22 protein-coding genes and 1 tRNA gene are annotated in these 24,592 nt (G+C 55.1%); 15 read left to right on the top strand and 8 right to left on the bottom strand.

Going from position 1 to position 24,592, the window contains the following annotated elements; genetic code table 11:
- Positions 1–104 precede the first annotated feature (104 nt).
- The 14 genes from G538_RS14995 (at position 105) to G538_RS0104280 (ending at position 16,063) form a co-directional block, all read left to right on the top strand.
- Complete coding sequence (locus tag G538_RS14995; protein ID WP_084618062.1) at positions 105–2,150, top strand: carbohydrate binding domain-containing protein; 2,046 nt, start codon at positions 105–107, stop codon at positions 2,148–2,150.
- Between the two features lie 249 nt (positions 2,151–2,399).
- Positions 2,400–4,100 (top strand): AAA family ATPase, encoded by a 1,701-nt coding sequence (locus tag G538_RS15000; protein ID WP_169514089.1) that lies wholly within the window; start codon positions 2,400–2,402, stop codon positions 4,098–4,100.
- A 451-nt stretch (positions 4,101–4,551) separates the two neighbouring features.
- The gene (locus G538_RS15005) at positions 4,552–5,736 is read left to right on the top strand and encodes a PP2C family protein-serine/threonine phosphatase (protein ID WP_035833197.1); all 1,185 of its coding nucleotides are present in this window, start codon (positions 4,552–4,554) and stop codon (positions 5,734–5,736) included.
- Positions 5,737–5,751: 15 nt separating this feature from the next.
- Entirely contained in the window at positions 5,752–7,722 is a 1,971-nt protein-coding gene (locus tag G538_RS0104230) for a glycosyltransferase family 2 protein (protein WP_029068342.1), read from the top strand.
- A gap of 18 nt (positions 7,723–7,740) precedes the next feature.
- Entirely contained in the window at positions 7,741–8,070 is a 330-nt protein-coding gene (locus tag G538_RS0104235) for an STAS domain-containing protein (RefSeq protein WP_029068343.1), read from the top strand.
- Positions 8,067–8,489, top strand: coding sequence for an ATP-binding protein (locus G538_RS0104240; RefSeq protein WP_029068344.1), 423 nt, complete (start codon positions 8,067–8,069; stop codon positions 8,487–8,489). The genes G538_RS0104235 and G538_RS0104240 overlap by 4 nt, the downstream gene beginning before the upstream one ends.
- Before the next feature lie 120 nt (positions 8,490–8,609).
- Positions 8,610–9,443, top strand: coding sequence for a nucleoside triphosphate pyrophosphohydrolase (locus G538_RS15010; protein ID WP_245566785.1), 834 nt, complete (start codon positions 8,610–8,612; stop codon positions 9,441–9,443).
- A 79-nt stretch (positions 9,444–9,522) separates the two neighbouring features.
- The gene (gene eno, locus G538_RS0104250; protein WP_029068345.1) at positions 9,523–10,815 is read left to right on the top strand and encodes a phosphopyruvate hydratase; all 1,293 of its coding nucleotides are present in this window, start codon (positions 9,523–9,525) and stop codon (positions 10,813–10,815) included.
- Positions 10,816–11,018: 203 nt separating this feature from the next.
- A complete protein-coding gene (locus tag G538_RS15015; protein ID WP_084618067.1) occupies positions 11,019–11,912 on the top strand; it encodes an FtsB family cell division protein in 894 nt (297 codons plus the stop codon).
- A gap of 34 nt (positions 11,913–11,946) precedes the next feature.
- Positions 11,947–12,447, top strand: coding sequence for a DUF501 domain-containing protein (locus G538_RS0104260; protein ID WP_029068346.1), 501 nt, complete (start codon positions 11,947–11,949; stop codon positions 12,445–12,447).
- An 81-nt stretch (positions 12,448–12,528) separates the two neighbouring features.
- A complete protein-coding gene (locus tag G538_RS0104265) occupies positions 12,529–13,527 on the top strand; it encodes a Ppx/GppA phosphatase family protein (RefSeq protein WP_245566786.1) in 999 nt (332 codons plus the stop codon).
- Positions 13,528–13,664: 137 nt separating this feature from the next.
- Entirely contained in the window at positions 13,665–15,104 is a 1,440-nt protein-coding gene (locus tag G538_RS0104270) for an NAD(P)/FAD-dependent oxidoreductase (protein WP_029068348.1), read from the top strand.
- A gap of 133 nt (positions 15,105–15,237) precedes the next feature.
- Positions 15,238–15,310, top strand: a tRNA-Leu gene (locus tag G538_RS0104275).
- 258 nt (positions 15,311–15,568) lie between these two features.
- On the top strand, positions 15,569–16,063 hold the full coding sequence (locus G538_RS0104280; RefSeq protein ID WP_029068349.1) for a hypothetical protein: 495 nt from the start codon (positions 15,569–15,571) through the stop codon (positions 16,061–16,063).
- Between the two features lie 106 nt (positions 16,064–16,169).
- On the opposite strand, the gene G538_RS0104285 is transcribed toward G538_RS0104280, so the two are convergent.
- The 8 genes from G538_RS0104285 to G538_RS17915 form a co-directional block, all read right to left on the bottom strand.
- Positions 16,170–16,580 carry a hypothetical protein gene (locus G538_RS0104285; RefSeq protein WP_029068350.1) on the bottom strand — a complete coding sequence of 137 codons (411 nt, stop codon included), beginning with the start codon at positions 16,578–16,580 and terminating at the stop codon, positions 16,170–16,172.
- Between the two features lie 206 nt (positions 16,581–16,786).
- Positions 16,787–17,269 (bottom strand): cation:proton antiporter, encoded by a 483-nt coding sequence (locus G538_RS15020; protein ID WP_084618071.1) that lies wholly within the window; start codon positions 17,267–17,269, stop codon positions 16,787–16,789.
- Positions 17,266–17,523 (bottom strand): MrpF/PhaF family protein, encoded by a 258-nt coding sequence (locus G538_RS0104295; protein ID WP_029068351.1) that lies wholly within the window; start codon positions 17,521–17,523, stop codon positions 17,266–17,268. Before G538_RS0104295 ends, G538_RS15020 begins: the two co-directional genes overlap by 4 nt.
- The gene (locus G538_RS0104300) at positions 17,520–17,891 is read right to left on the bottom strand and encodes a Na+/H+ antiporter subunit E (RefSeq protein ID WP_029068352.1); all 372 of its coding nucleotides are present in this window, start codon (positions 17,889–17,891) and stop codon (positions 17,520–17,522) included. The genes G538_RS0104295 and G538_RS0104300 overlap by 4 nt, the downstream gene beginning before the upstream one ends.
- The gene (locus tag G538_RS0104305; protein WP_029068353.1) at positions 17,888–19,453 is read right to left on the bottom strand and encodes a monovalent cation/H+ antiporter subunit D family protein; all 1,566 of its coding nucleotides are present in this window, start codon (positions 19,451–19,453) and stop codon (positions 17,888–17,890) included. The genes G538_RS0104300 and G538_RS0104305 overlap by 4 nt, the downstream gene beginning before the upstream one ends.
- Positions 19,450–19,869 carry a cation:proton antiporter subunit C gene (locus G538_RS15025; RefSeq protein ID WP_157544293.1) on the bottom strand — a complete coding sequence of 140 codons (420 nt, stop codon included), beginning with the start codon at positions 19,867–19,869 and terminating at the stop codon, positions 19,450–19,452. Before G538_RS15025 ends, G538_RS0104305 begins: the two co-directional genes overlap by 4 nt.
- Positions 19,866–22,685 carry a DUF4040 family protein gene (locus tag G538_RS15030; RefSeq protein ID WP_245566787.1) on the bottom strand — a complete coding sequence of 940 codons (2,820 nt, stop codon included), beginning with the start codon at positions 22,683–22,685 and terminating at the stop codon, positions 19,866–19,868. The genes G538_RS15025 and G538_RS15030 overlap by 4 nt, the downstream gene beginning before the upstream one ends.
- Before the next feature lie 53 nt (positions 22,686–22,738).
- Positions 22,739–22,876, bottom strand: coding sequence for a hypothetical protein (locus G538_RS17915; protein WP_157544294.1), 138 nt, complete (start codon positions 22,874–22,876; stop codon positions 22,739–22,741).
- A gap of 219 nt (positions 22,877–23,095) precedes the next feature.
- Here G538_RS17915 and G538_RS0104325 point away from each other — a divergent pair, with 219 nt between their 5' ends.
- Positions 23,096–24,553 carry an endonuclease/exonuclease/phosphatase family protein gene (locus G538_RS0104325; protein ID WP_029068354.1) on the top strand — a complete coding sequence of 486 codons (1,458 nt, stop codon included), beginning with the start codon at positions 23,096–23,098 and terminating at the stop codon, positions 24,551–24,553.
- The last annotated feature ends 39 nt before the right edge of the window (positions 24,554–24,592 follow it).

Consider the following 24,592-nt stretch of genomic DNA (forward strand, 5'->3'; position numbering starts at 1 on the left):
GTTTGCAAGGTGGGATGAATGGATTTCCATACTCGGTTTATGGTATTGCTCAACGTGTTTTTCCGCCATATTCTCATGACGATCGCACTACTCAAAGGAGAGAAATGCAAATCGATCATGGATCGCGCAAACTCGTGAAACGTGCCACCGGGTTACTGGGGTGTCTCGCACTAGCGCTCGCTGCTGTTGTTGTACCAAGTAGCTCAGCTCAAGCAGGACCGCCGCAACGAAACGACTCGGACGTTATCTCAAACATGTTTCAGTGGACCTGGAACTCCATCGCCCGCGAATGTACTCAAGTCCTTGGTCCAGCTGGCTATGGGTATGTTCAGGTATCACCACCACAAGAGCATATTCGTGGCAACCAGTGGTGGACTTCTTACCAGCCGGTGAGCTACAAAATCGAGTCAAAGTTGGGAACGCGGGCTGAGTTCAAGTCAATGATTGATACGTGTAACGATGCAGGTGTTGGGGTCATCGCTGACACTGTTATCAATCACATGACCGGTCAAACTGGTGGAACTGGTTGGGCAGGTACGCCATTCTCCACTGAAAGCTACCCCGGCCCAGAAGGCGGCTACAGCGCCCAAGACTTCAACACTTGCAAGCGCAACATCGCTAACTATGGTGACCGGTATGAGGTGCAAAATTGCCGCCTCGTCGGGTTGCAAGATCTTGCCACCGCGAAAACATACGTCCGTGAAGAGATCGCACGCTACCTCGATGATCTCGCCTCTTTAGGAGTTGACGGCTACCGAGTCGATGCTGCTAAACACATCCCTGCAGCAGACCTTGAAGCCATCAAAGCTGCAACCACAACAGCGAAAAACCTCTACTGGATTCACGAGGTTATTGGAGCGCCTGGCGAACCTATCCAACCCAGTGAGTACCTAGGTTCAGGTGATTCTCACGAGTTTGGTTATGGGCGTGCCCTGAAAAGCGCCTTTGATGGAAACATCGCTGAACTGCAAAACATCAATAATCGAGGGTTCCTTCCCAGCAACCGTGCTGGGGTTTTCGTCGACAACCATGACACCGAACGCAACGGCGAAACCATGACCTACAAATGGGGTGCGAAGTACAAACTGGGAAACATCTTCATGTTGTCCTACCCCTATGGGAGCCCCTCAACGTACAGCGGGTACACCTTCACCAATTATGATGCTGGCGCCCCACAAGCGAGCAACGGCAAAGTAAACGACGCGAACTGTGACAACGCGGAATGGACCTGCGCGCACCGGTGGCCAGAGATCAAAAACATGGTCGGATTCCACAACACGGTGACCGGCACGTCCCTGCAAAATTGGCAGTCACCAGCGACTAATGTCATTGCCTACAGTCGCGGAAACAAGGGGTTCGTGGCGCTCAACAACACCAATGCGACAGTGAGCCGTGAGTTTTCAGCGAGCCTCCCTAACGGCACATATTGCAATGTCGTTGCCTCTGATACCTGTTCACAAACCTTCACGGTTTCAGGTGGGAAGGCGAGCGTTTCAATCCCTGCATTTGGTGGTGTGGCGTTACATGTTGGGGCGCTAGCAGAAGGCCCTGGCCCTGGCCCTGACCCTAGCGACAAAATGACCGTGTTCTACTCAACCGATAAGAACTGGAACACGTACAACGTGCATTACCGGATCGGTAGTGGTGCATGGACAACTGCACCGGGGGAAAAGATGACACCTGCATGCACTGGTTGGGTGAAATCCACTGTCGCCAGTAACGGCCAGAACGTTACGGCGGTATTTAACAACGGTTCGGGGACGTGGGACAACAACTCCTCACGCGACTACGCTCTGACTGGTGCCGTTGCAGCGGTTAAGGATGGCAACGTCACGGCAGCTGATCCCTGTGCAACGAATAGTAATAACTCAATGACTGTGTTCTATTCCACCGCAGCAAACTGGAACACCTACAACATCCACTACAGGGTGGGTAGCGGGGCATGGACTAGTTCACCAGGAGAGAGGATGGCCCCAGCGTGCACTGGGTGGGTGTCTCGAACACTTACCTCCAACGGCAATAGTGTCACGGCAGTTTTTAACAACGGGTCAGGGGTGTGGGACAACAACTCTTCCCGTGATTACACGCTGACAGGTTCGGCTGTTCGGGTGTCTGGAGGGTCGGTGTCATCAGGTAACCCATGCAGTTAGAGCTGAGTAACCACAGGTCTAAAGCCCAGTTCCATGAGTCTTGTCTCCCCGTAACGGGGCAGGCCACATGGTGACTGCTTGACCATTAGCCACACACATGACGATGCGCACCTACAGTTTGGTGCGCATCGTCATATGTTTGGATGAAGATCCCTCTGATAACTGAAGGCGTGATTTAATCCTCGAGAGCGGTTCCACCTATGGATGGGTGGAAGGCTATCAGAAATTCTTTTTGGAAGGGTTAGTGTCATGTTGGAAACTCAGCGTGCCCGAGGTTTATGGGTGAGGGCAATGAAAGTAAGGCAGGCAGACAGCGAGCGAGCTGTACGGCTATTTGAAAAAGCTGTCCAGATAGACCCGACGATGGCAGACGCCTGGCTCGGTTTACACGTAGCGGGTAAACGTTGCGATGAAGAATTAAGCGCGATGGTGTTGAATGAAAAATTCTTCGGAGCAGAGAGGAACCGACATAAGCTGCCTTTGCAATCACGCTATGAATTGGTGCAAGACATATTAATGTACCGGTTGGAGACGCACCATGACTTATGGTGTGCTATTGCGAGTAGGCATATCGATAATGGGGACCTGAATGAGGCTCAGGCGGCCTTAAGGCGTGTTGAGGCTGATTCTGAGACAGCGAGACTTCTTCATGCTCGCCTCTCCTTGTTGAAGGGGGAGCGAGATGAAGCGCTGAGAATGTTCCGCTTTCAGTTTTCGGGTGATCCGTACATGGAAACCTATGCGCGATTAATGAGTGCAACTGTACTGATTTCTGAGGGAGTTTTGGCGCCAGCGACTGAGCATCTCACTTGGGTTCTAAACTGTAACGCAATTACCGCATTGCACGCGGAGGCGAAGTATTATCTTGGTGTCATTGCTGAGTCTCAAGGAGATAGTGATCGTGCAAAAATGCTATACCATGAGGCATACGCTGAAAATCCACTACAGATGTTTAAAAGCGCGATTGAACGTTTTCGCGATGACGTAGTTTCAACCTTTGCGGAGGAAGCGCAAAAAGAGTTGACTCGCGTGGAAGCCCGTCGGAATAGTGGCGCTGAAAGGCTTGACGATCTTACAGAAGAAGACGCTGAAACAACAGGTGATGTTCTTGCTGAACTTGATCGGCAAATCGGGCAGGAACAAGTAAAACGTCAGGTGCGCAAAGTGTTGGCGCAAACCAAGGCACAAGCTGCGCGTCAACGTGCAGGTCTGAGTAGTGAAGCGTTCAGTGAACACTTTGTCTTTACGGGGCCACCAGGAACCGGAAAAACGACCATTGCGCGAATGATTGGTCGCCTATACTGTTCTCTCGGGGTTCTAGAAAAGGGACACATCGTTGAAGCAACAAGAGCTGATTTAATCGGTCAGTATCACGGGCATACAACCGCGCAAACTTCAGAGATTATTGATCGGGCGCTTGGTGGCATACTATTTATTGACGAAGCGTACTCTCTGCAGACTGAAGGGTTTATGCATGGTGATCCATTCGGGATGGAGGCTATTGACACCTTACTCAAGCGTATGGAAGATGACCGTTCTCGCTTGGTAGTTATTGTGGCTGGTTATCAGGAACCGATGCATAAATTCCTTGATTCAAACCCAGGGTTACGATCGCGATTCACTACAACCATTGAATTTCATCCATACACCGTTCCGGAATTATTGGAGATCGCCCAACTGATGGCAGGGGATAGTGATAACAAACTGCGTTCTTCTGCACTAAGTGAACTAGATGAGTATTTGCAAGGAGTGGAGGAAAGCGGTGGTTTTCATTCACCTTCTTTTGGTCATGCGCGAGCAGTTCGTAGCATCGTTGCCGAAAGCGCTGCTCAAAGAAATCTTCGAATCTTCGGAGACAACGATGGCGATGATCTTGAGGCAGAGGACCTATCCACCATCACAGGCGAGGATATTCGCGAGGCCGTAGCCATACAAGCACGAGGCCGATAGATGCATGTCCCACCTAACTATTGAGTTGAGCGATGCTTTGGCTGAATGAGGGTGTCACTGGCCCCATGTTCCATGTCGGGCGGGTGCCAATTACTTCAACGATCGCATACCAGCACGATGCGCGCCCACGGTTGGGTGCGCATCGTGCTTTATACACCACTTTGTGGTGAGGGATCTGTTGTGCGTGGTCATTTACCGGGAAATTGGTTCCCCTTCGATATCTTGGTATTCGAGTAAACCTGCAGGTGGTGATGGAATAAGTACTGTGAAACGAGATTCATTCTGGCTGAGAGGGTGAAATATTTGACGCTGAAAGTTCTTTTCAGTTTTGGTAGCGTGACAGGTGGAAGGCAATTCTCAACCATTGCTGGTTGAATGTGAGGTGTTCGCACGCCTCGGTTGAGATTGCACAGTTTCCCAGCGTCACGCTGTGGCGTGAAAGGGGTGTGTCATGTCGTTACATCACGCTTCACCGTCAGAGGCTTCCGAAGCTGAACGTCGGCGCGCCTCAACTGTTCACGCGTTGAATCTCATGGGAACTCCGCACGAAGAACGGTTCGATCGTATTACTCGTAGAGCAAGTGAAGTTCTCGGTGTGCCCATGGCTGCTCTCAACTTGATAGACAGTGAAAGTTTGTTTGTCAAGTCTGCCCAAGGGTATGAGCAGATGACCGTGCCGCGAGAAATGGCTTTGTGTGACACGACCCTGCGCACCACAGGAATTCTCAACGTTTCCGATGCTTCTCGAGATCCGCGTTTTGCTCATCTTCCGTTCGTATCAGGTCCAGAGGGTATTCGGTTTTATGCCGGTAAAAAACTATCGGTTGCAAATGGAGAATCAGTTGGTACTTTATGCGTTTTCGATACAGAGCCTCATGAAATACCAGAAAAAACATTAGAACGTCTAGAAGAATTTGCTTTGTGGGCGGAGCGGGAGTTAGAAAACTCTTTTGACCTCGACCGAGCTCGCCGTGTCCAACAAGCGATGCTTCCTGCTCAGCCAAAAGGTATCGAAGGGTACAGCGTGACGGGCGTTTGCCTGCCCCGTGGTGATGTTGGCGGAGACCTTTACTGGTGGCGGCCCACGGATGACGGGTTGGTACTCATGTTGAGCGATGTGATGGGTAAAGGAACCGGCGCAGCTTTGCTCGCTGCGACCATCCGAAGCGCCGTGCGTGCGGTGCCTAGTGATGATCCACAGGAGATCCTTCGGCAGGTGGCACTTGATGTCGCGGACGACCTGCAAGACACAGGGACATTCGCCACCATGTTTTTTGCGAAACTCACTGCTGATACTGGCCAGTTGGACTATGTTGATGCCGGTCACGGGCTGACCTACATCTTGTCAGATGATGGTAGTTACCGTCGTCTTGAAAGCCTAGATCTTCCACTTGGCATTGAACATTTTGACGGGTGGACCTGCCTGACAACTTCCCTTGAGCGCGGGGACACACTTGTCAGCGTTACCGATGGCGTGCTTGATCATTACCCTGACACCGCAACAGCTATGGATGACATTGCGCGCAGTTTCCAGGGCAAGACGCCAGATTCCATCATTGAATCAATTGTGCTGGCGCAAAGAAATGTATCTACCAGTGATGACATTACTGTTCTTGTTGTTCGACGGGACAGTTAGGGAGCGCATCGCACTATGAGGCTCTTTTGGATCAGGCTCATTGTTACCCTCACAGTTATTCTTGGGGTGAATTACATCGCGTGGCGTTGGCTGTTTTCCCTCAACTGGGATGCGTGGTGGATTGCCGTTCCGTTGATTATTGCTGAAACATACAGCCTTATTGACGTGATGCTTTTTGGGATGACCGTGTGGCGTCTCAAGGTCCGTCATGGTGCGCCGCCTGCGCCAGCAGATGCCACAGTAGATGTTTTCATCACTACGTATAACGAAGATTTAGATATGGTGATGAATACTGCCCTCGCCGCTCAACGCATCACGACACCCCACACAACGTGGATCCTCGATGATGGTGACCGGCCAGCTCTCCTGGAACTTGCTCAGGCGAATAATATTGGGTATGTCACTCGGTCGCAGGATTGGGATTCTTCGGTGCCGCGGCATGCTAAGGCTGGAAATCTCAACAATGCCTTGATGGAAACCCATGGCGAATTCATTTTAATTCTTGATGCCGATCAAATTCCTGATCCGCGGATTCTTGACCATACTCTGGGTTACTTCTCTGACGATGAGGTTGCGCTGGTCCAAACGCCTCAGTATTTCGTGAATGTGCCACCGAGTGACCCTTTGGGTAGTCAAGCGAAGCTATTTTATGGGCCCATTCAGCAAGGTAAAGACGGATGGAACGCGGCATTCTTCTGTGGTTCAAATGCTGTCCTGCGGCGCGAAGCGTTGATGCAGTTGGGGCTTGTGCGGTATGTCAAAGACACAGAGAAGAGTGTGCACCGTGCGTTGTCCGCATCGCGATCAGCGATTCGACGTGCCCGGCGTGCTACCGACGCCAACCAACCACTGATTCGCGATGCTCTTAACCGGGTCGAGTCAGCGACTCGTGACGCGGAAGTGAGGTTGGCTGCCGGGGAGGCGCTGGGGGATATTACGTTCCAGGTACGTAGCCAAGTCGATGAGGCCGTGAGTGGGCTTGTCCGCGCTGACATCACCGCGTTGCGTGCTGACCTTGATGAGATTCGGGCGTTGGAAGTACAGGGGAGACACCGGGTTGAGGACTCCGATGTGATGGAGATTCCTGATGAGGTCATAGATAGGATGTCAGCCCGAGACTGGTCACCTCTCGGCGCGCTTGAGTCAGTGCAAGTCGTGCTTGACCTGCTCTCTGTTGAACGGGACGGTGAGGCGCAACCCATCATGCCACTGGCCACGATTTCAGTCACCGAAGATATGGCAACGTCAATGCGTCTCCACGCGATGGGGTGGCGCAGCGTATACCACCACGAAATCCTTGCTCATGGTCTCGCCCCTGAGGACATTAAAACGATGCTGACGCAGCGCTTGCGTTGGGCGCAGGGAACCATTCAGGTGATGTTGCGGGAGAACCCACTTGTGCAGCGTGGGCTGAGTTTTGGTCAGCGTCTAATGTACTTCGGAACAATGTGGAGTTACCTTGTTGGATTCGTGACGATTGTTTATATTGCTGCCCCAGTTATTTACCTACTCTTTGGTATTCTCCCGGTCACTAGCCTCAGCTGGGATTTCTTCTTGCGATTCTTGCCGTTCATGATCGCAAATCAGCTCCTCTTTGCTGTAGTGGGTAAAGGGATGCCTACATGGCGTGCTCAACAATATAGTTTGGCGCTTTTTCCTACGTGGATTAAAGCCTGCACAACTGCGGCGCGAAATGTTTGGTTCGGCAAGCCTTTGGGGTTCGCTGTGACACCTAAGGCGCGTCAGTCTGGTGCTGGTAGCTGGCGTCTTGTGTGGCCGCAAATAGTTGCCTCAGTTGCACTTGTCATCGCGGCTGGTGTGGGGATAGCTCGCCTTGTTGCTGGCCTGAATGAGCCACTTGGGACAGCAGTGAACGTTGCATGGGTGATTTTTGATCTGGTGATTTTCTCGGTCCTGTGGCGCGCAATTCTATACAAAGGCTTCGCTCCAGATAGCGAAAATCAATCAACGACCGCACACCACTGAATGGAAGGCATCTACCTCATGGAACTTAGCCACCGATCTGCCGATGGATACACCATCATTTCTATCAATGGACGCCTGAATATGGTCTCAGCTCCACAACTCAGGCAATATGTTACAGATGTTGTTGCTCAGAATGACCCCTTTGTTGTCATCGATTTTGCAGAAACAGATTTCATGGATTCATCAGGTTTGGGAGCTCTTGTTGCCAGCTTGAAAGTCGCCCGCCAGGCAGGCGGTGACTTACGTATCGCATCGGTGCAACCACAGGTTCGTATGGTGTTGGAGCTCACGAGTATGGACCGAATTTTGAAACCATATGCTTCGCCCAGTGAGGCGTATCAACGATGACTGGGGCGCAGGTCACGCGATCCTTTCATGGTATTGCCCAAGAGTCGGCGATCACCAGTATTCATGAGATGCTCGATGGCTTATGGTCGGATGTTCCTGAAATTAGCGACATCGATCAGATGACATTTACCACGGCAATTATTGAGTCTGCGGCGAATGTTGTGCAGCATGCCCAACCACAGGACACCAAATCCGTCCAAATAGGGGTGGATATTTTGGTGCAGCCTGATGTTCTCACCGCGCGCATCAGCGCATTTCACGCCACAGCGCCCCCCACAGATCTCACAGCTGGCACTCCTGACGATGACGAGGAGTCCGGGCGTGGGTTAGCGCTCATTGAGGCGCTTGTTTCTGCAATGACGTTTGAGCGCCAGCAAGGAACCAGTACATGGGTTCTGACCAGGCACCGGGGCAAGTAACCCATGGGGTGAACTGCGGCGCCCGCGCAAAGTTGGGTGCGCATCGTGCTGTGTGTGGAGCACGTCGGTGGTGTGTGGTCTACAGCCCACGGCGCGAGTGGGCTGTGATGCAATAGCAGTGTGAGTACTCAACACAATTCACCTGGTCCGTTGCCACCCACGAGCGGTCCAGAGTCGAATGTCCCACGTTCCGCTCGTGAATCTGCGCAGACAACGGAGCCTTCCCCATCCGCTGAACGTGGAACGGGAGTAGCGGACGTGATTGAGGTGATGGATCGCCTGCGTTCTCAAGGGGGCTGCCCATGGGATCGCGAGCAAACACACGAGTCGCTGGTGCGTTACCTCTTGGAGGAAACCTACGAATTGGTGGATGCTATTGAGTCAGGTGACCGCAACCACATGCGCGAAGAGCTCGGTGACGTGCTTTTGCAGGTACTTTTTCATGCCCGGATCGCGGAAGAGCACCCGCAGCAGCCTTTTTCCATTGACGATGTCGCCCAAGGGTTAGCTGACAAGCTCCGGTTTCGTCACCCTCACGTTTTTGCTCCCTCCACCACCTCGGCTCATGAAACCGTCTCGCCCGACACCACTGGCAACGCAGACACTGCGGCCGATGCCCGTCCACGTACCGCTGAGGACGTGCGGTCGGCGTGGGAAGAGTTGAAGCAGCAGGAGAAGCAGCGCTCATCGGTGTTGGAGGGAATCTCCCACGCTCAGGGTGCGTTATCGCGGGCCCAGAAAGTGGTGGGACGGTTGAGTCGTGATGAACAGTTTGTGACCGCGCTGGAAGTCCCAGGACAAAAGGTGGACAATGGGAGTGACGCTGAGGTGATCGGATCGCAGCTCCTCGACATTGTGCGAAGCGCACACACCGTGGGAGTCGATGCCGAATCCGCGTTACGAGCCGCCATCCGTGCGGTAGAAGCGCGGGTGCAGAGCGTTGAACAACCATAGGACGAATAGCCCGACGGTGTGACACAGCGTTCACGTACCCTGAGTTTTGTACATTCACGTCTCTTGAAGGAGCCCCACAGTGGCATTTATCGAATCCGTACGCGCACTCGAGATCCTCGACTCCCGCGGAAACCCAACCCTTGAGGTCGAGGTCATCCTTGAAGACGGTGCGATCGGTCGTGCCGGTGTTCCCTCCGGTGCATCAACCGGTGCATTTGAGGCTGTTGAACTTCGTGACGGTGACAAGTCACGTTACCTCGGCAAGGGTGTTGCCAAGGCTGTTGAAGCTGTGAACGAGGTTTTTGGTCCAGCACTCGTCGAAGAAGGCTTCGACGCTGATGACCAGCGTGCGATCGACGCCAAGCTCATCGAGCTCGACGGCACCGCAAACAAGGGCAAGTATGGCGCCAACGCTATCCTCGGTGTTTCCCTCGCCGTTGCACACGCAGCTGCAGAGTCCGCTGGACTGCCCCTGTACAAGTACGTTGGTGGCCCAAACGCTCACACCCTTCCCGTTCCTATGATGAACATCCTCAACGGTGGGTCACACGCTGACTCCAACGTTGACATCCAGGAATTCATGATCGCTCCTATCGGTGCACCTTCCTTCAAGGAAGCACTGCGTTGGGGTGCTGAGGTTTACCACTCCCTCAAGGCTGTTCTCAAGACCAAGGGTCTGGCAACTGGTCTTGGTGACGAGGGTGGTTTCGCGCCAAACCTCGAGTCAAACCGTGCCGCTCTTGACCTCATCATCGAGGCAATCGAAAAGGCTGGCTTCACTCCTGGTGACCAGATCGCTCTTGCTCTTGACGTTGCAGCCACCGAGTTCTTCGACGAGAAGAAGGGTGTGTACAACTGGGAGGGTGGCGAGAAGACTGGTGACGAGATGATTGAGTTCTACGCTCAGCTCGTTGCAGACTACCCACTGGTTTCCATCGAAGACCCACTGTCAGAAGACGAGTGGGCATCATGGTCCAAGCTTGTTGCCGCTATCGGTGACAAGACTCAAATCGTTGGTGACGACCTCTTCGTCACAAACCCTGAGCGCCTGGGCCGTGGAATTGACGAGAAGGCCGCAAACGCCCTCCTCGTGAAGCTCAACCAAATCGGTTCACTGACCGAAACCCTTGACGCAGTGCAGATGGCACAGCGCGCCGGTTTCTTCGCAATGACCTCACACCGTTCAGGTGAGACCGAAGACACCACCATTGCTGACCTTGCTGTGGCAACGAACGCTGGCCAGATCAAGACTGGTGCACCTGCACGTGGCGAGCGCATCAACAAGTACAACCAGCTTCTTCGCATCGAAGCTCAGCTGGGCGATGCAGCTCGTTACGCTGGTACCTCAGCGTTCCCACGTTACAAGGGCTGACCACACCCTACTCACTGTGTGAACAGTGAGTGATGTGCTTGTCCATCTCTCGATGCCCTCGTGTGTTGTCCTTCTCAGGTCACGCACGAGGGCATCGTGCATTGCCTGACAGCGAGAAGGATGTGACGCGAAAGAGTTGTGAAAAAGTGCCACACAACGAGGGCCTGCCGTGAAAAGCCGGTCAGGCAGGGCAGAATGGGGGTATGCCAGCCTCGCGACCTCCAGCTCCCCGCCCTCAGGGTGGCGGTTCGCGACCCCGTAGCTCCCAGGACCGCAGCAGTGGGTCGTCCAGAGCGGGGCGCCCATCGTCGGGGCAGGTTTCACAAGCTGGGGCGAGGAAAACCCCGACGACCGCAAGTAAAAAACAGGCCAGTTCTTCCACATCCCAACGTGGGACATCCTCACCGCAACGCGGAGTGCAACGCGGAGTTCAACGCGGAGTTCAACGCGGAGCGAAGAAACCTCCGGAGCGCGCATCCGCTCCGAGGAAGAGGGCGTCGGCGAATTCGCCTGCTGACACTTCTGCAAAGGCAACTCAGCACACGAAGAAACCCGCATCAGGTGCGTCCGCTTACCGGACGAAAAACCGTGCCGTTGGTGTGTTGCAATCAGGAACATCCCGCCTTGTTGTGTTGGGGTTGGTTGTCCTCATGTGTGCGAGCCTTCTTGTGCCAGTGGTGCGCAACTACATGAAGCAGTACAACCAACTTGCAGAACTGCGGGAACAAATCCAAGTCCAGGAAACAATTAACGCTGACTTGGAAAACCAGCTTGAACGCTGGCAAGACGACTCGTACGTTATTGCTCAAGCTCGTGAACGGTTGACGTTTGTTTTTCCAGGTGAGATCCCCTACCGGGTGATGGATTCGGAGAATGCGCAACTTGTTCAGGAAAACCAAGAGCAACCGGTGATTAAGCCTGCTATGAAACAGCCGTGGTACTCAACACTGTGGGATTCAGTCCAAGAAGCAGGATCGTTGGATGACGCACCGGGTGAAGATGCGGACAATCAACCCGACGACAGTGACGACAGTGGTGCCGGTGAAGATGCCACTCCGCCGGAAGGTGAGCAACCCTCCACCGATGAGGGACAATAGAGCCGCACCCTTTACCCCACTCAAGGACAGACGCGTGACCACTCCTCAGTCAGAAGTAACTCCAGGCGACATCCAGGCCCTGCGTGAACAATTGGGCCGGACACCGCGAGGTGTAGTGGCAATTGCCGCACGCTGTGCGTGTGGGCGCCCCACAGTGGTACGCACTGCCCCGCGGTTAGAGGACGGTACACCGTTCCCCACCACGTTTTATTTAACCCACCCCGACGCGGTCGCAGCGGTGAGCAGACTAGAAGCTGCCGGTCTGATGAAGGAAATGTCTGAGCGTCTCACGCAGGACGAAGACCTTGCCGCCCACTACCGTCGGGCGCACGAACACTACCTCACTGAGCGGGAAACTCTTGGTCACGTAGAAGAGATTGACGGTATTTCCGCTGGTGGCATGCCTACGCGCGTCAAGTGCCTCCATGTGTTGGTTGGTCACGCGTTGGCTGCTGGCCCTGGTATCCAGCCTTTGGGAGATGAAGCGTTGGAACTTATTGCAACACAGTGGACACCTCAGAACTGCACGTGCTGACCTTGTTGTGCCGCTGACTCACCCCCGTGTTTCACCGATCATCACCTGCTTAACCGCCCCCTGTATTGCGAAGGAAACCCTGTGAGCACCACCCCTCAGCCTGAAACCGTCATTGCCGCCCCTCTTGCAGGGAGCACCCGTGTGGCAGCCATTGACTGTGGCACCAACTCCATTCGATTGCTCATTGCCGATGTCAATGCGGGTACCGGCACAGTGGTGGATCACGTGCGCCTGATGGAAGTTGTTCGCCTCGGTCAAGGAGTCGACAAAACCGGACGTCTCGCTGATGACGCTCTCGCGCGAACACTTGAGGCGACTGCTCGCTACGCGCAGTTGTGCGCCCAATACGGGGTTGAACGCATTCGTTTTGTCGCAACATCAGCGACACGGGACGCAGAGAACCGGCAAGACTTTGTTGACGGTGTGCGCAACGCCATTGGTGTTGAACCAGAAGTGGTGAGCGGAGATGAAGAAGCCGCTTTGAGTTTCACAGGCGCTGTATCAGCGCTGGGTGACGGACACCGTGGCCCCTACCTCGTTGTTGACTTAGGGGGTGGGTCCACGGAACTTGTGTTGGGAACCCAATCACCGGCAGCGGCTTACTCCATGGACGTTGGGTGTGTTCGCATGACGGAACGTCACTTGTTGTCTGACCCGCCAACACAGGAAGAGATCAACGCAGCCGCAGCGGACATCAACGCTGCAATCGATGAGGCTGCACGGATAGTACCTATCGAGCGAACCGCGACGCTTGTGGGGTTGGCTGGGTCAATCACCACGGTGACCGCACACGTGAAGAAGCTGCGTGAGTATGACCGCGACCAAATTAACGGGGCCAGCACAACGTTGGTTGATGCTCAAGTAGCCTGCAATGACTTGCTGCACCGCAACCGTGCTGAGCGTGCCGCGTTGGGGTTCATGCACCCTGGACGAGTTGATGTCATTGGTGCTGGAGCATTGGTGTGGTCAACAGTTATGGCCCGAGTGCAAGCCGCTGTTGCTCAAGCGGGTGGAAAACTCACCACCACTATTACGAGCGAACATGACATTTTGGACGGCATTGCGTTGTCCTTGGGGTAAATCTGGGACCTTTGGGGTGGTGGGTCAGGTGCGGGTAAAGAAACACCGGGCCCAGATCATAGAAGATTCATGGGATGTGCTGGTAATCACGCCCCGCGGATAGTGCTGGACTTTCGTCCCGGTCATACGATTGGACTATGTCACAGACAACCGAACTCACCGACAAGGCTGCTGACAGTGAGGCAGCCGCAACGCCACGTCCACGCAAGGTCCCGCGCATCGTTGTTCTCGGCGGTGGGTCGGTAGGCCTGTACTCTGCGAAGCGTCTCCGGCAGCGCCTTGGACGCCGGGAAGCTGCGATCGTCGTCATCGACCCGCGCCCCTACATGACCTACGCGCCCTTCCTCCCAGAAGTCGCTGCGGGTTCTATCTCTGACCGCGATGTTGTTGCACCACACAACCGCGCGTTGAAGAACATCGACACACTGATGGGTAAAGTCACCGAGATCCGTCACGGCGACAAAACCGTTGTTGTGACCCCAGAAATTGGCGACTCGTACGAGATCACCTACGACCACCTCATCGTGGGTTTGGGGTCCGTATCACGTGTGCTCCCCATTCCAGGGCTCGCCGAAAACGCCATCGGCTTCAAAAATGTTGAAGAGGCAGTCGCTGTCCGCAACCACGTACTGGACCGCATTATTGTGGCCGCGTCAACGTGGGACAAAAGCCTCCGGGAACGCCTGCTCACTTTCACCTTCGTTGGTGGTGGATTCGCTGGTTGTGAAGCGATCGCCGAAATCGAAGACATGGCTAAATCAGCCGTGAAGCAGTACCCCACCATTGAACCCAAGGACCTGCGCTTCGTTATGATCGAAGGGTCCAACCGCATCCTGCCCGAGCTCACTGAAGAAATGGCGCAGTACGCTCTCGAAGAGATGCAAAACCGTGGCATCGAGTTCCACCTCTCCGCATTCCTGTCCTCTTGCGAAGACGGTCACGTTGTCACCTCAACTGGTGTTGAGTTCGACACCGACACCATCGTGTGGACTGCTGGTGTGAAAGCTAACCCAGTTATCGGTGAATCAGACCTCCCCAGCGACAAAATGGGCCGTGTCACCACAAACACCAAACTCCAAGTCATTGATGCTGACGGCAATGTTGTCCCCGACGCATACGCCGCCGGTGACTGTGCCGCAGTGCCAGACGTACACGGTGGAATTAACGGTTTCTGTGTACCAAACGCCCAGCACGCTGTGCGCCAAGCGAAACTCCTCGGAGACAACCTCGCAGCAGTACTGCGTTCCGGTGAACTCAAGGAATACTCACACAAGAACCTCGGGACCGTTGCGTCACTTGGCCTCCACAAGGGTGTTGCTATTCTGTTCGGCCGCATCAAGCTCCGTGGCTTCTTCGCCTGGTGCGCACACCGCGGGTACCACCTGTACGCCATGCCAACGATTTCACGTCGCCTGCGTATCACCACCGGTTGGTTGTCGGTATACCTGATGCGTCGCGAACTTGTGCCACTGGGCCCACTGCACGACCCACGTGCCGAGTTCCGTAACGCAGCGATCCCACCCAAGCCGAAGGCTGAGCAGGCCAAGAGCCTGCCAGATGAGGCTAAAGCAAGCTAATTGCCTGCACTTCTGTGACATGACGATGCCCGCCTCGTGTGAGGCGGGCATCGTGTTGTATCCTAACTGGGGTTACCTGCTGGCCTGGCCAGCACAGACACCCGCGTTTGCATGTCACATATGTGGCGCGCAAGCCCCCATAGCCCAATGGCAGAGGCAGCCGACTTAAAATCGGTCCAGTGTCGGTTCGAGTCCGACTGGGGGCACAATTTTCCACACAAGAACCTGCGTTAGCTCCACCAGGAGCTAACGCAGGTTCTTGTGTATTACCGGTGACATGACAAGACACTCTCAGCGTCAGTGACTGCGATATGTGCGCGCTGATTGGCGCAGAGCATCATTTTCTATGTGGACAAAGTGCGCAAGGAATCATCACATATTCACCTCCCGTCGAATGTGACAACATGTGATACTCGGTTTGTGGCCTGCGTTACCAGGTGGACAACATCGAAGGGGTACGTGCAATGGAGCCGAAGCAACAAGTACTCATGCTGCGAATTGTGGTGGCTTTTCTAGCGGCCCTCGCAGTTGTTACTCAAGTAATCATCGTTCCGGCCGTTGCCTCGTCATACGCTGCCCGGTACCCGGAGGTGGCGGAACTCGCCCCACTGTATGTGGTGCTGCTTGTTGGTGTGCTTGCAGCCTGTGAAATGGGCCTATTGGCAACGTGGATGATAGCTAATGGTGCGTTGAGGGGCCAGATCGCGGCAGGCTCGTATAAACCGTGGTCGGTCATTCTTCTCGTAGCAGGTGTCGTTGCTGGGGTGCTTCTTATGGTGCTCTTTGGGCATGCCATGTTCATTGCCCTGGTTGGTGGCCCACCGATGCTCTTTGGCTTCATTGCCTCGGCGGTCTTCTCATCATTGTGGTTCCTAGGATGCAGGCAGATCATCGCCTACATGCAGGACGAGATCCAAGGCGTAGCAATGCCATACTTGGAGCCAGTAAACGCGCAGTGAGGGGTTCAGCGCTAACCACCGGCGACTACTGGCTAAGGTTTGCGGCTACGAGGCTGACAGCAGACCGTCGGGATCTGTGACAGCTACATCTACTGTGTAGGTTTCTTTATGACCGCGCATCGGAAAGTTCAATACCGCGCCCCGCACCAGGTGCCAAGTCACTGTCTTCCTTGTTCGCAGAGGCGATGTCAAAGTTCGTTTTTGGCGACTCAATGGGCCCTGTCGCCAAATACGGCGTGAGGTCAGCGGGAGGACTGACCTGGAAGTTGACGTTACGCAAATCATCATCTGACAGGTTTTCCAGATCGACGCGGTAAACCAGCCGCGTATTGCCGTCTTCTAACTCAACGACCGCAGGGTGGCCCGTGATGGAAAAGGTGTCACTACTGACATGTTGAATGCCGTCTGTGGCGGAAGAAATAGTGGTAGGTGGTGAACTAGCGTCCACAGTGCAGCCGCCAAGGGCCACCACAGCACTAAGGAGGAGAACAGGAATGGCGAAACTGACTGACCGCATTAATTACCTCTAGATTCATAACAAAAAATATCTTAAGAGAACCTTAAAAAATAACCGTAAAGCCCGATATTTGTTGTGAGTTGCGACCTGAGGTTGGGTGCTATGACGACAGGGCATAAAAAGAGGGGATCAACAGCAATGCTGTTGATCCCCTCCGTCACACTCGTGCTGTGCTGCGTTGGCTCATGTTGCAGTGTGAGGTTGTTCTAGGCCGTGCTGTGAGGGTTCTTGTGTGGTTCGTGTCCCTGTGGAGTACTTTCCGCCACGTCAGCTGAACCTGTCGCCCCGTCAGCCGAATCCGCTGAGTTCGCCGAATCGATGTCTTCTTCGTAACGGTCAGTTTCGCCTTCGTGGGTTACGTGGCCATCAGTGTCGAGGTCGTTGAAGAGTTGCTTGTACAGCGGGACACCTGTCAGGTACGCCGAGCGTGCGATGGCAATGGACCCAATGGCTGATGTTGCCAGTTGCAAAGCCACAACGATGACCGCTTTGAGGACATTGGAGACGCTGGGGGTGAGCAGAACGGTTCCAGCGATTACCAGGATGATGCCGATTCCACCGGCGGTACCAACGGATGACACTCGCGTGTATGCGTCAGGGAAACGCACCAGGCCCAAAGCTCCGCTAGCGAAGAGGAGAGCACCAAGAATGATGAAGGTGGTTCCAAGAATTTCTAGTACCTGGTTCATCGCTTCCCCCTGGTGAGTGCTCGTGCCAACGAAATCGCGCTGAGGAACCCAACAAGTGTCGCCACAATGAGAATGTCGTAGGTGAATGGGCTTTCTGCCCGCACACCGAATAGCGCAATGAGGCCTATGATGCCAAAGAACAGGAGATCACCAGCATTCGCACGGTCAGCTTCGCTAGGCCCAACAAGGATTCTGTAGGTGCTGACCAAACAGGCCAGAGCAAGGATCACAATGGCAACGTCTACGCCAATCATGCGGGTGCCCCTTTCCGTCGCACAGCTTTGAGCATGTTAATTTCCATGACGGATAGTTCAGCGCGAAGCGCGTCAGCGTCCGGCGCATACATGCCGTGGACAAAAAGTACCCGGTATGGCTCATCGTCAATGTAGTGGATGTCTGTGCCGAGGGTCAGCGTCCCTGGGGTGAGGGTGATGAGCGCGGCGAGCATCGTGATTTCCCCGTCAGTGCGGCACGCGGTGACGTACCGGGCGATCCCTGGGGTGGAGTTTTGCCCTGTGGTGATGTTGTCGCGCACCACTGCCACGTTGGAGAGCACGAGTTGCCAGGCAAACCAGAACGCGAAGCGAATGACCCGTAGCGGCCACGTTAGCCAGGTCATCATGAACCCATCACCGCCTGAATGTAGAAGCTTGTGTCGAGCAGCCCTGCTGCAGCTGTTTCTGCGAGGCCAAGCAGGAGTTCACCGCCGAGACCAAGGCAGATAGTTATGAGTGCGAGCACCATGGATGGTGCCGCAAGTGCCAGCCCGATGCGTGGCCGGGTTGCCACGACTGTTGCTGTGTCGCTGTCCGAACTAGGGGTTTCTAACGCGGGGATTGCAGCGAACGTTGTTGGGTCGGCGTCGTCGAGTGAGGGGTTTGCTTTGTGTTTGGTCCAGAAAACCCCTGACCAAATTTTCAGCATAGAAAGTAGCGTGACCAGGCTGACAAGCACCATCACAACAGCGGCTGCGACTTGCCCTGCGTCAATGGACGCCATGATGAGGCTGAGTTTGGCAACAAACCCTGAGAAGGGTGGTATACCGGCGAGGGAAAGCGCTGCGATGAAGAACGTTGCAGCGATCCATGGTTCCTTTTTCAGCATCCCGGTGACGCTGCCAAGTTGCCCCGAACCGTAGCGCACTTCGATGGCGCCGGTGGAGAGGAACAGCGAAGCTTTTACAATCATGTGGTGCAGTAGGTAGAAGATACCTGCGGTTAATCCAAGTTCGGTGAATAGTGCGACACCGAGCAGAATGTAGCCGATCTGGCTGACCATGTGGAAGGCGAGGATGGAGCGTGTGGTGTTTTCCCCAACAGCACCAAAAACGCCAAGAACCATGGTGAGGCAGAAGAGGAGAACACCAACCCACAGGTAGGTTGCGTCTCCGTCGAAGATCACCGCATAGATGCGGTAGATCCCATAGATCGCGACTTTGGTGTGGAGGCCGGAGAACAACGCTGTGATTGCCGGGGACGTTGTCGGGTAGGCGCGAGCAAGCCACCCGTGTACGGGGACTGCTGCTGCTTTGATGCTGAGCGCGAAGAGGCACAGTGCGACAGCGAACGCGACAGCGCCGTTTTCTTTGGCGAGACCAGCAAGTTCAGCCATGTTCACTGTTCCAGCGGTGCCGTACACAAACCCAACACCAACGAGGAAAATCGTTGAGGTGAGCAGGTTCAGTGTGACGTAGAGGCGCGCTCCAGCGATCCTGCGCAGTGGTGCTTTCCCTGAAGGCGCAAGGAAGAACAGTGCGTAGGAGGGGAGCAGCATAACTTCGATGAACACGAACAAGTTGAAAAGGTCAGCGGTCAGTAGTGCGCCGTTGACACCAGCAGTAAGGGCAAGGATCAGTGGTGCAAAGAACCTGTTGCTGCCCTGTTGCGACACGTAGGCGAAGGCGGCGCACACGATGGTGAGTGTCCCGGTAACTACCAACATCAGGGCGGTGAACATGTCTGCCACGAAGGGAATAGCAATCCCAACTGGCCACATACCCACACCGTGTGCGAGCGCCCCACCGTCAACAAATTCCAGGATCAGAACAATCCCACCAAGGAGCGAAGCCCCAAGGATTGTGAAGAGAGTGAGACGGTGAAGGAGGGGACGGTCACCGAATACGATGAGCAACCCAGCGGTGATGAGGGGAAGAGCTACGAAGAGCGGCAGGGTAGAAGCGATCATGACGTGGGCTCCTGCGTCGTCGTGGGTGCTGTGGCGGCGTCGTCACCTGGCGTGGTGGCTGCAGCGTCATCGGTGGCCTGTGGTGCTGCGTCGTCCGCGTCAGTTGGTGGGGAGACAGAGGTGTTGTCATCGTTTTTTCCGGTGACAGCCAGCACCAGCATCAGCACCGTGATGGAGAACGCGATAACAATTGCGGTGAGCACGAAAGCTTGGGGGAGGGGATCAGCGGCGTTGGTGAGGTCGGTGAACGTCCCGAAAGGTTCTTCACGGCGTGAGGAGTTGCCAGCCGCCATAATGATGAGGTTCGCGGCGTGACTGAGTAGGACAAAACCGAGAATGATGCGAAGCATCTCTGGTTTGAGGAGCAAATAGACTGCCCCAGCGACAAGGATTCCAGCTGTAATGGCCAGTGTCATCGTGAACTCACCTCCTCGTTTTTGTCTGTGGTGTCGTGGTCAGAGGTCCAGGCATGTTGCTGTCCCAATCGGTGTTGGCGGCCCAAGAGGTTCAGCGCCGCGAGGATGACACCAACAACTGAGAGGTACACACCAACATCGAAAATCAGTGCGGTTGTGAAGTGCATCTCGAATATGTAGAAGTGGATGGGAGTGAGGAAGGACCCTTCGAGGTAACCCAAAAGTCCCGTTCCGGTTCCGATCACAACCCCAGCTCCAATGAGGGAGAGGTAGGGCAGGCGGATACGTGCCGCCGTGTCAGAGGGGGCTGCGAGGTAGAGCAAGGTGAAGCCAGCACCACCGATCAATGCTGCGATGAAACCACCACCAGGTTCTTGGTGACCCCGCAGCAAGAGGATGACCGACATAATCACCACAAGTGGACCCACCCACCGGGTAATACTTCGAACGAAAACGGTGTTTTGGCGGGAGTCTGCTAGCGGGGAATCCTCATCAAGGTCAGCAGAGCGGATAGCGACCGGTTTGCGTGATGTCAAAAGCGCCGCGATGGCGACACCTGCAATACCGAGAACACTGAGTTCCCCGAGGGTGTCGAACGCACGGAAGTCCACCAGAATGGTGTTGACAATGTTTGCTCCACCGGTGGTTTGTTCACCTTCTTGCAGGTAATACTGTGCTGCTGGCGACAGGTCCCGACGTCCGGTGAGCGCCCACACCCCGAAGGTGGTGGCGAGGCCAGCGCTGATCGCGATGACAGCGGCAGGAATGCGTTTGCGCACTGGTTCCACGGAGAATCGGCGTGGCAGGCGGCGCAACAGCAACACCATGACGCACAGTGTCAGGATTTCGACGAGCAACTGGGTGAGCGCAACGTCTGCTGCGCCGAGCGTGAAGAACCACAGTGTCATGGAGAACCCCACAACACCGGTGACCACTGCCGCGGAGATACGTGTTTGGGCGCGCACCGTCGCGATGGTTCCTGCTGCAACGAGGATCACGAGTACCCAGTCGAGGGGACGGCTTGTTTCGCCCACGATGGGTGGAAGTGTGTGTAGGTGGGTTGCTCCGTACACTGCGATGAGGCTGACCACTACGGCTGGGATGGCCAAGTGTAGGCGCGGAGATGTTGTGCCTGAGAGCTTCCCCAGTCGCACGCCTGTCTCAATGATTCCTGCGCGAGTCGCGTCGACAACATCGAGTGCTGAAAAGGGGAAACGCAGTCGTGTCACGAGAGGTTCAAGGCGGGTGCGGTATGCAACAAGAACGGCACCAGTGGTGAGGACCGCCAGTGAAACAAAAAGTGCAGCGTTTATACCGTGCCACAGGGCAAGGTGTGTGTGAACCTCAGATCCAACTGCGCTTGACGCAGCGGCTGAGGCAAGTGGGTCAAGAAGGTGTGGCACAAGACCGAAGACCAGCCCGGCTGCTGCGGTGAACGCTGGTGGCCCCCAAAACAGTGGTGAAGCTTCGGGTACTGTGCGCTGTGAACCGTCGCCACCAAAAGCACCAAAAACGATGCGCCCCGAGTACACAAAGGTAAAGACCGCTGCGATGGCGGTTAGTACCGTTACGCTCACCCCGATCCAGGCTGGGCCTGGTGCGTCAAGGAAAGCAGTGAACATTGACTCTTTGGAGATGAACCCAAGCAGTGGTGGCACACCAGCCATGGAAAGGGCAGCCAAGGTAACTGCCACTTTGGTGACCGGCATGTTCAAGCGCATTGTTGCAAGTTCGCGGATATCTCGGGTGCCCGCATCGTGATCGATGACCCCAACAAAGAGGAACAGGGCGGACTTAAATAGCGCGTGTGCAGCGGTGTGGACTACCGCCGCGGTTAGCGCATACTCCGTGCCCACACCAATCATGGTGACCAGAAGACCAAGCTGGGAAATGGTGGAGTACGCCAAGAGCTCTTTGAGGTCGTAGCGTCTCAGCGCGGCAATGGCACCAATGAGTGCTGTGATGACACCGCTGGTGATAAGGAGGACGTGCCACAACATGACGCCGTCGAGTGCAGGTGAGAAACGCAAAAGCAGGTAGATGCCAGCTTTCACCATGGCCGCAGCGTGCAAGTATGCGCTCACTGGGGTGATGGCAACCATCGAATCGGGAAGCCATGCTTGGAACGGGAACTGCGCGGACTTCGTAAACGCTGCTACTGCAAGGAGCGCCGCAACGGTTGTTGCGAAAGTGGAGTTGTCGCTCCACGCAGAGGACACGAGGATCTCAGAGAGTTGCGTGGTGCCAGTGACCACAGACATCGTGACAACGGCGGCAAGCAGTGACAACCCGCCAGCAGCGGTGACCAGCAATGTGCGGATAGCTGGCTCTTGTGCGTGCGTCCCGGACCGGGAAATGAGGAAGAACGAACATAATGTTGTCGCTTCCCAAGCAACAAACAACACCACCACGTTGTCAGCGAGCACCAATAGCAGCATCGCCGCAGCGAACAACGTCATCAAAACGTAGAAGCTGCTCTGTTTGCCTTTACCAAGGTACTTGGCGGAGTAAAACATCACCGCAGCGCCAATAACCAGAACAAGCAACGCAAACAGCAGCGACAGTCCGTCAAGGCGCAGTGCGAGATCTACCCCGAGCGTGGGCATCCATGACACGGTCTGGGTCAGTGCAGACTCCGCAGAGAACTGCGAGACAAGGATCGCTGCGACAGCGAGCAGTGGAAGGGCGAGCAGCCAACCAGCTGAACGGCCTAGCCATTTACCCAGTGGGGCAGCAGCCGCGCTGGATAAGAAAATTGTGAGAACACAGGCAAGAAGCAAGAGAGGACCTCGGTCGTTGCGCAGGAGGGGTAACACGGACCAGGGAACTACTCATCACCGCGACGCGAATGACAGTACTGGACCGTTGGCTAGACGCTAGTGCGGGGTGGCGCGGTGCCTGCAAGCTTCGCGCCCCACGATGACACCTGACCGTTGGTGCCAGTGTCTGGGAGCAACCAGACGACCGGCGCGAAGGCCGTGTCAAGGGGAGCGTGGAGGTCAGACATCAAGAAAATCCTAACCCACTGGGGTCAAACACGGCGGGAGAGATGCGGTGTGACGTGCACTTTTGACGATTTCCTTACACCATTACAGCCGGTCACAGACCTAACACAGCAGCAGGTGTGATCTAGAAAACTCTTGCTAGGTCCCTTGTCCCCTCATCACCACGGCGCGGCGGCCGATAGTCAAGGTGGAAGGTGAAGAGCCCAACGCGAGGAGCACCGGTGCGTCGCATCATTACAGCAGCAACGTCGCTGTCCATCATGTTGACCATCGCCGTTGCGCCCGCAGGAGCAGCCAGCATCGGACAAACCCACAGCACTGCAGTAACCACGATGCCTGCCGCCCAGCCCCTTTCGCCCGCGAGTGCAGTCACACTGTTGCCGTCCGCCACGGACAACAGTGTGGCCCTCGGGCTCATGCACACAGGGCCACGCACCCCCTCCTGGTACACCGTAAATGCGCAACCAGCATCCGGTGGTCGTGTCGCGATTACGTGGGAACACAACGGTGTGCGCACCACCAGCCAACGTCTCCACCTCGCTGCGGCAACCTTCGCTCCAGGCAGTAAAGGCCCGCATCACCGGGTCATAGAACTGCCAGCCACAGCTCGTAGCTACACCCTGACAGCCGGAGAGCTCCGCTCAATCAGGTCAGCTATTGGAACGGCACGCGATTTCCGTTTCCGCCTTGAGGCGATCAACACTGACAGCACTGGTTCAACGAGCAAATTTTCGCCATTGGGGTACGGCATTGCTGGCCAGCCCCTCAGTAAAAAACCAACTCAAGCAACAACTCTCACCGTCGCCTCATACAACATCACTGGTGCAGGTACAGGTGGTGAAGAGAAACCGTGGGCAAAACGCCGCACAGCGGTAGCTCAAGAAGTCGTGAACTCCAAGGCTGGCATTGTTGCTGTTCAAGAAGCGCTCACCAAAAAAACCAGCAAAAAGTCAAAAACTGGTCAGATCAACCAGTTCCTCAGTTCGGTTCGTTCTGTGCAACGGAAAAAAGACCGCTCTGTGAACTGGAAAATGGTTCGCACAACCCGTTACGTGCGCCCTGGTATTAACGGTGGCAACGATGGCGCTCGCATCCTGTATGACGCCAACCGCTACAAGCTCATCTCGACGTGCAAACAGACCACGAAGAAAAAGAAATACAGCACCTCCTGTGCTATTAAACTTCCCCGAATCGGGATAGACCGCTACCAGCGTTACGCTGCGATTGCACAGTTCAAAGACCGGAAAACCGGGAAGCGTTTCTGGTTTGTGTCCGCTCACCTTGAACACCGGTGGGGTGCAAAATATGACAAAAATCGGGCTGCGCAAATGGCGACGATCCTGAAACGCATTGATAAGGTCAATTCGGCTGGGCGCCCAGTTATCCTTGCAGGTGACTTGAACTCCAGCACCAAACGTACCCAAAACTTTTCGACCTTAAACAAGGTGTACTCTGCCGGGTTCATTGACACGGCAACCGCGCCTCGACGTACTGGTTTGAACTACAACACGTACAACAACTGGCGAACTCAAAAGGCCGATAGTAGTGGTTACGCCACGCGAATCGACTTTGTGTTTGCCCGTGGTGCAGCAGTGTATGCCAGTTCGTACAGCAACCGGGTTAACGGGTATCGAGCCTCTGACCACAACCTCGTCAAAGCTACGGTAAGCATCCGCTAAGACTTCCCAACCCACACGGAAACCCCAACACCAGTTATG

The sequence above is a fragment of the Jonesia quinghaiensis DSM 15701 genome (assembly GCF_000423205.1).
Taxonomy (GTDB): Bacteria; Actinomycetota; Actinomycetes; order Actinomycetales; family Cellulomonadaceae; genus Jonesia; species Jonesia quinghaiensis.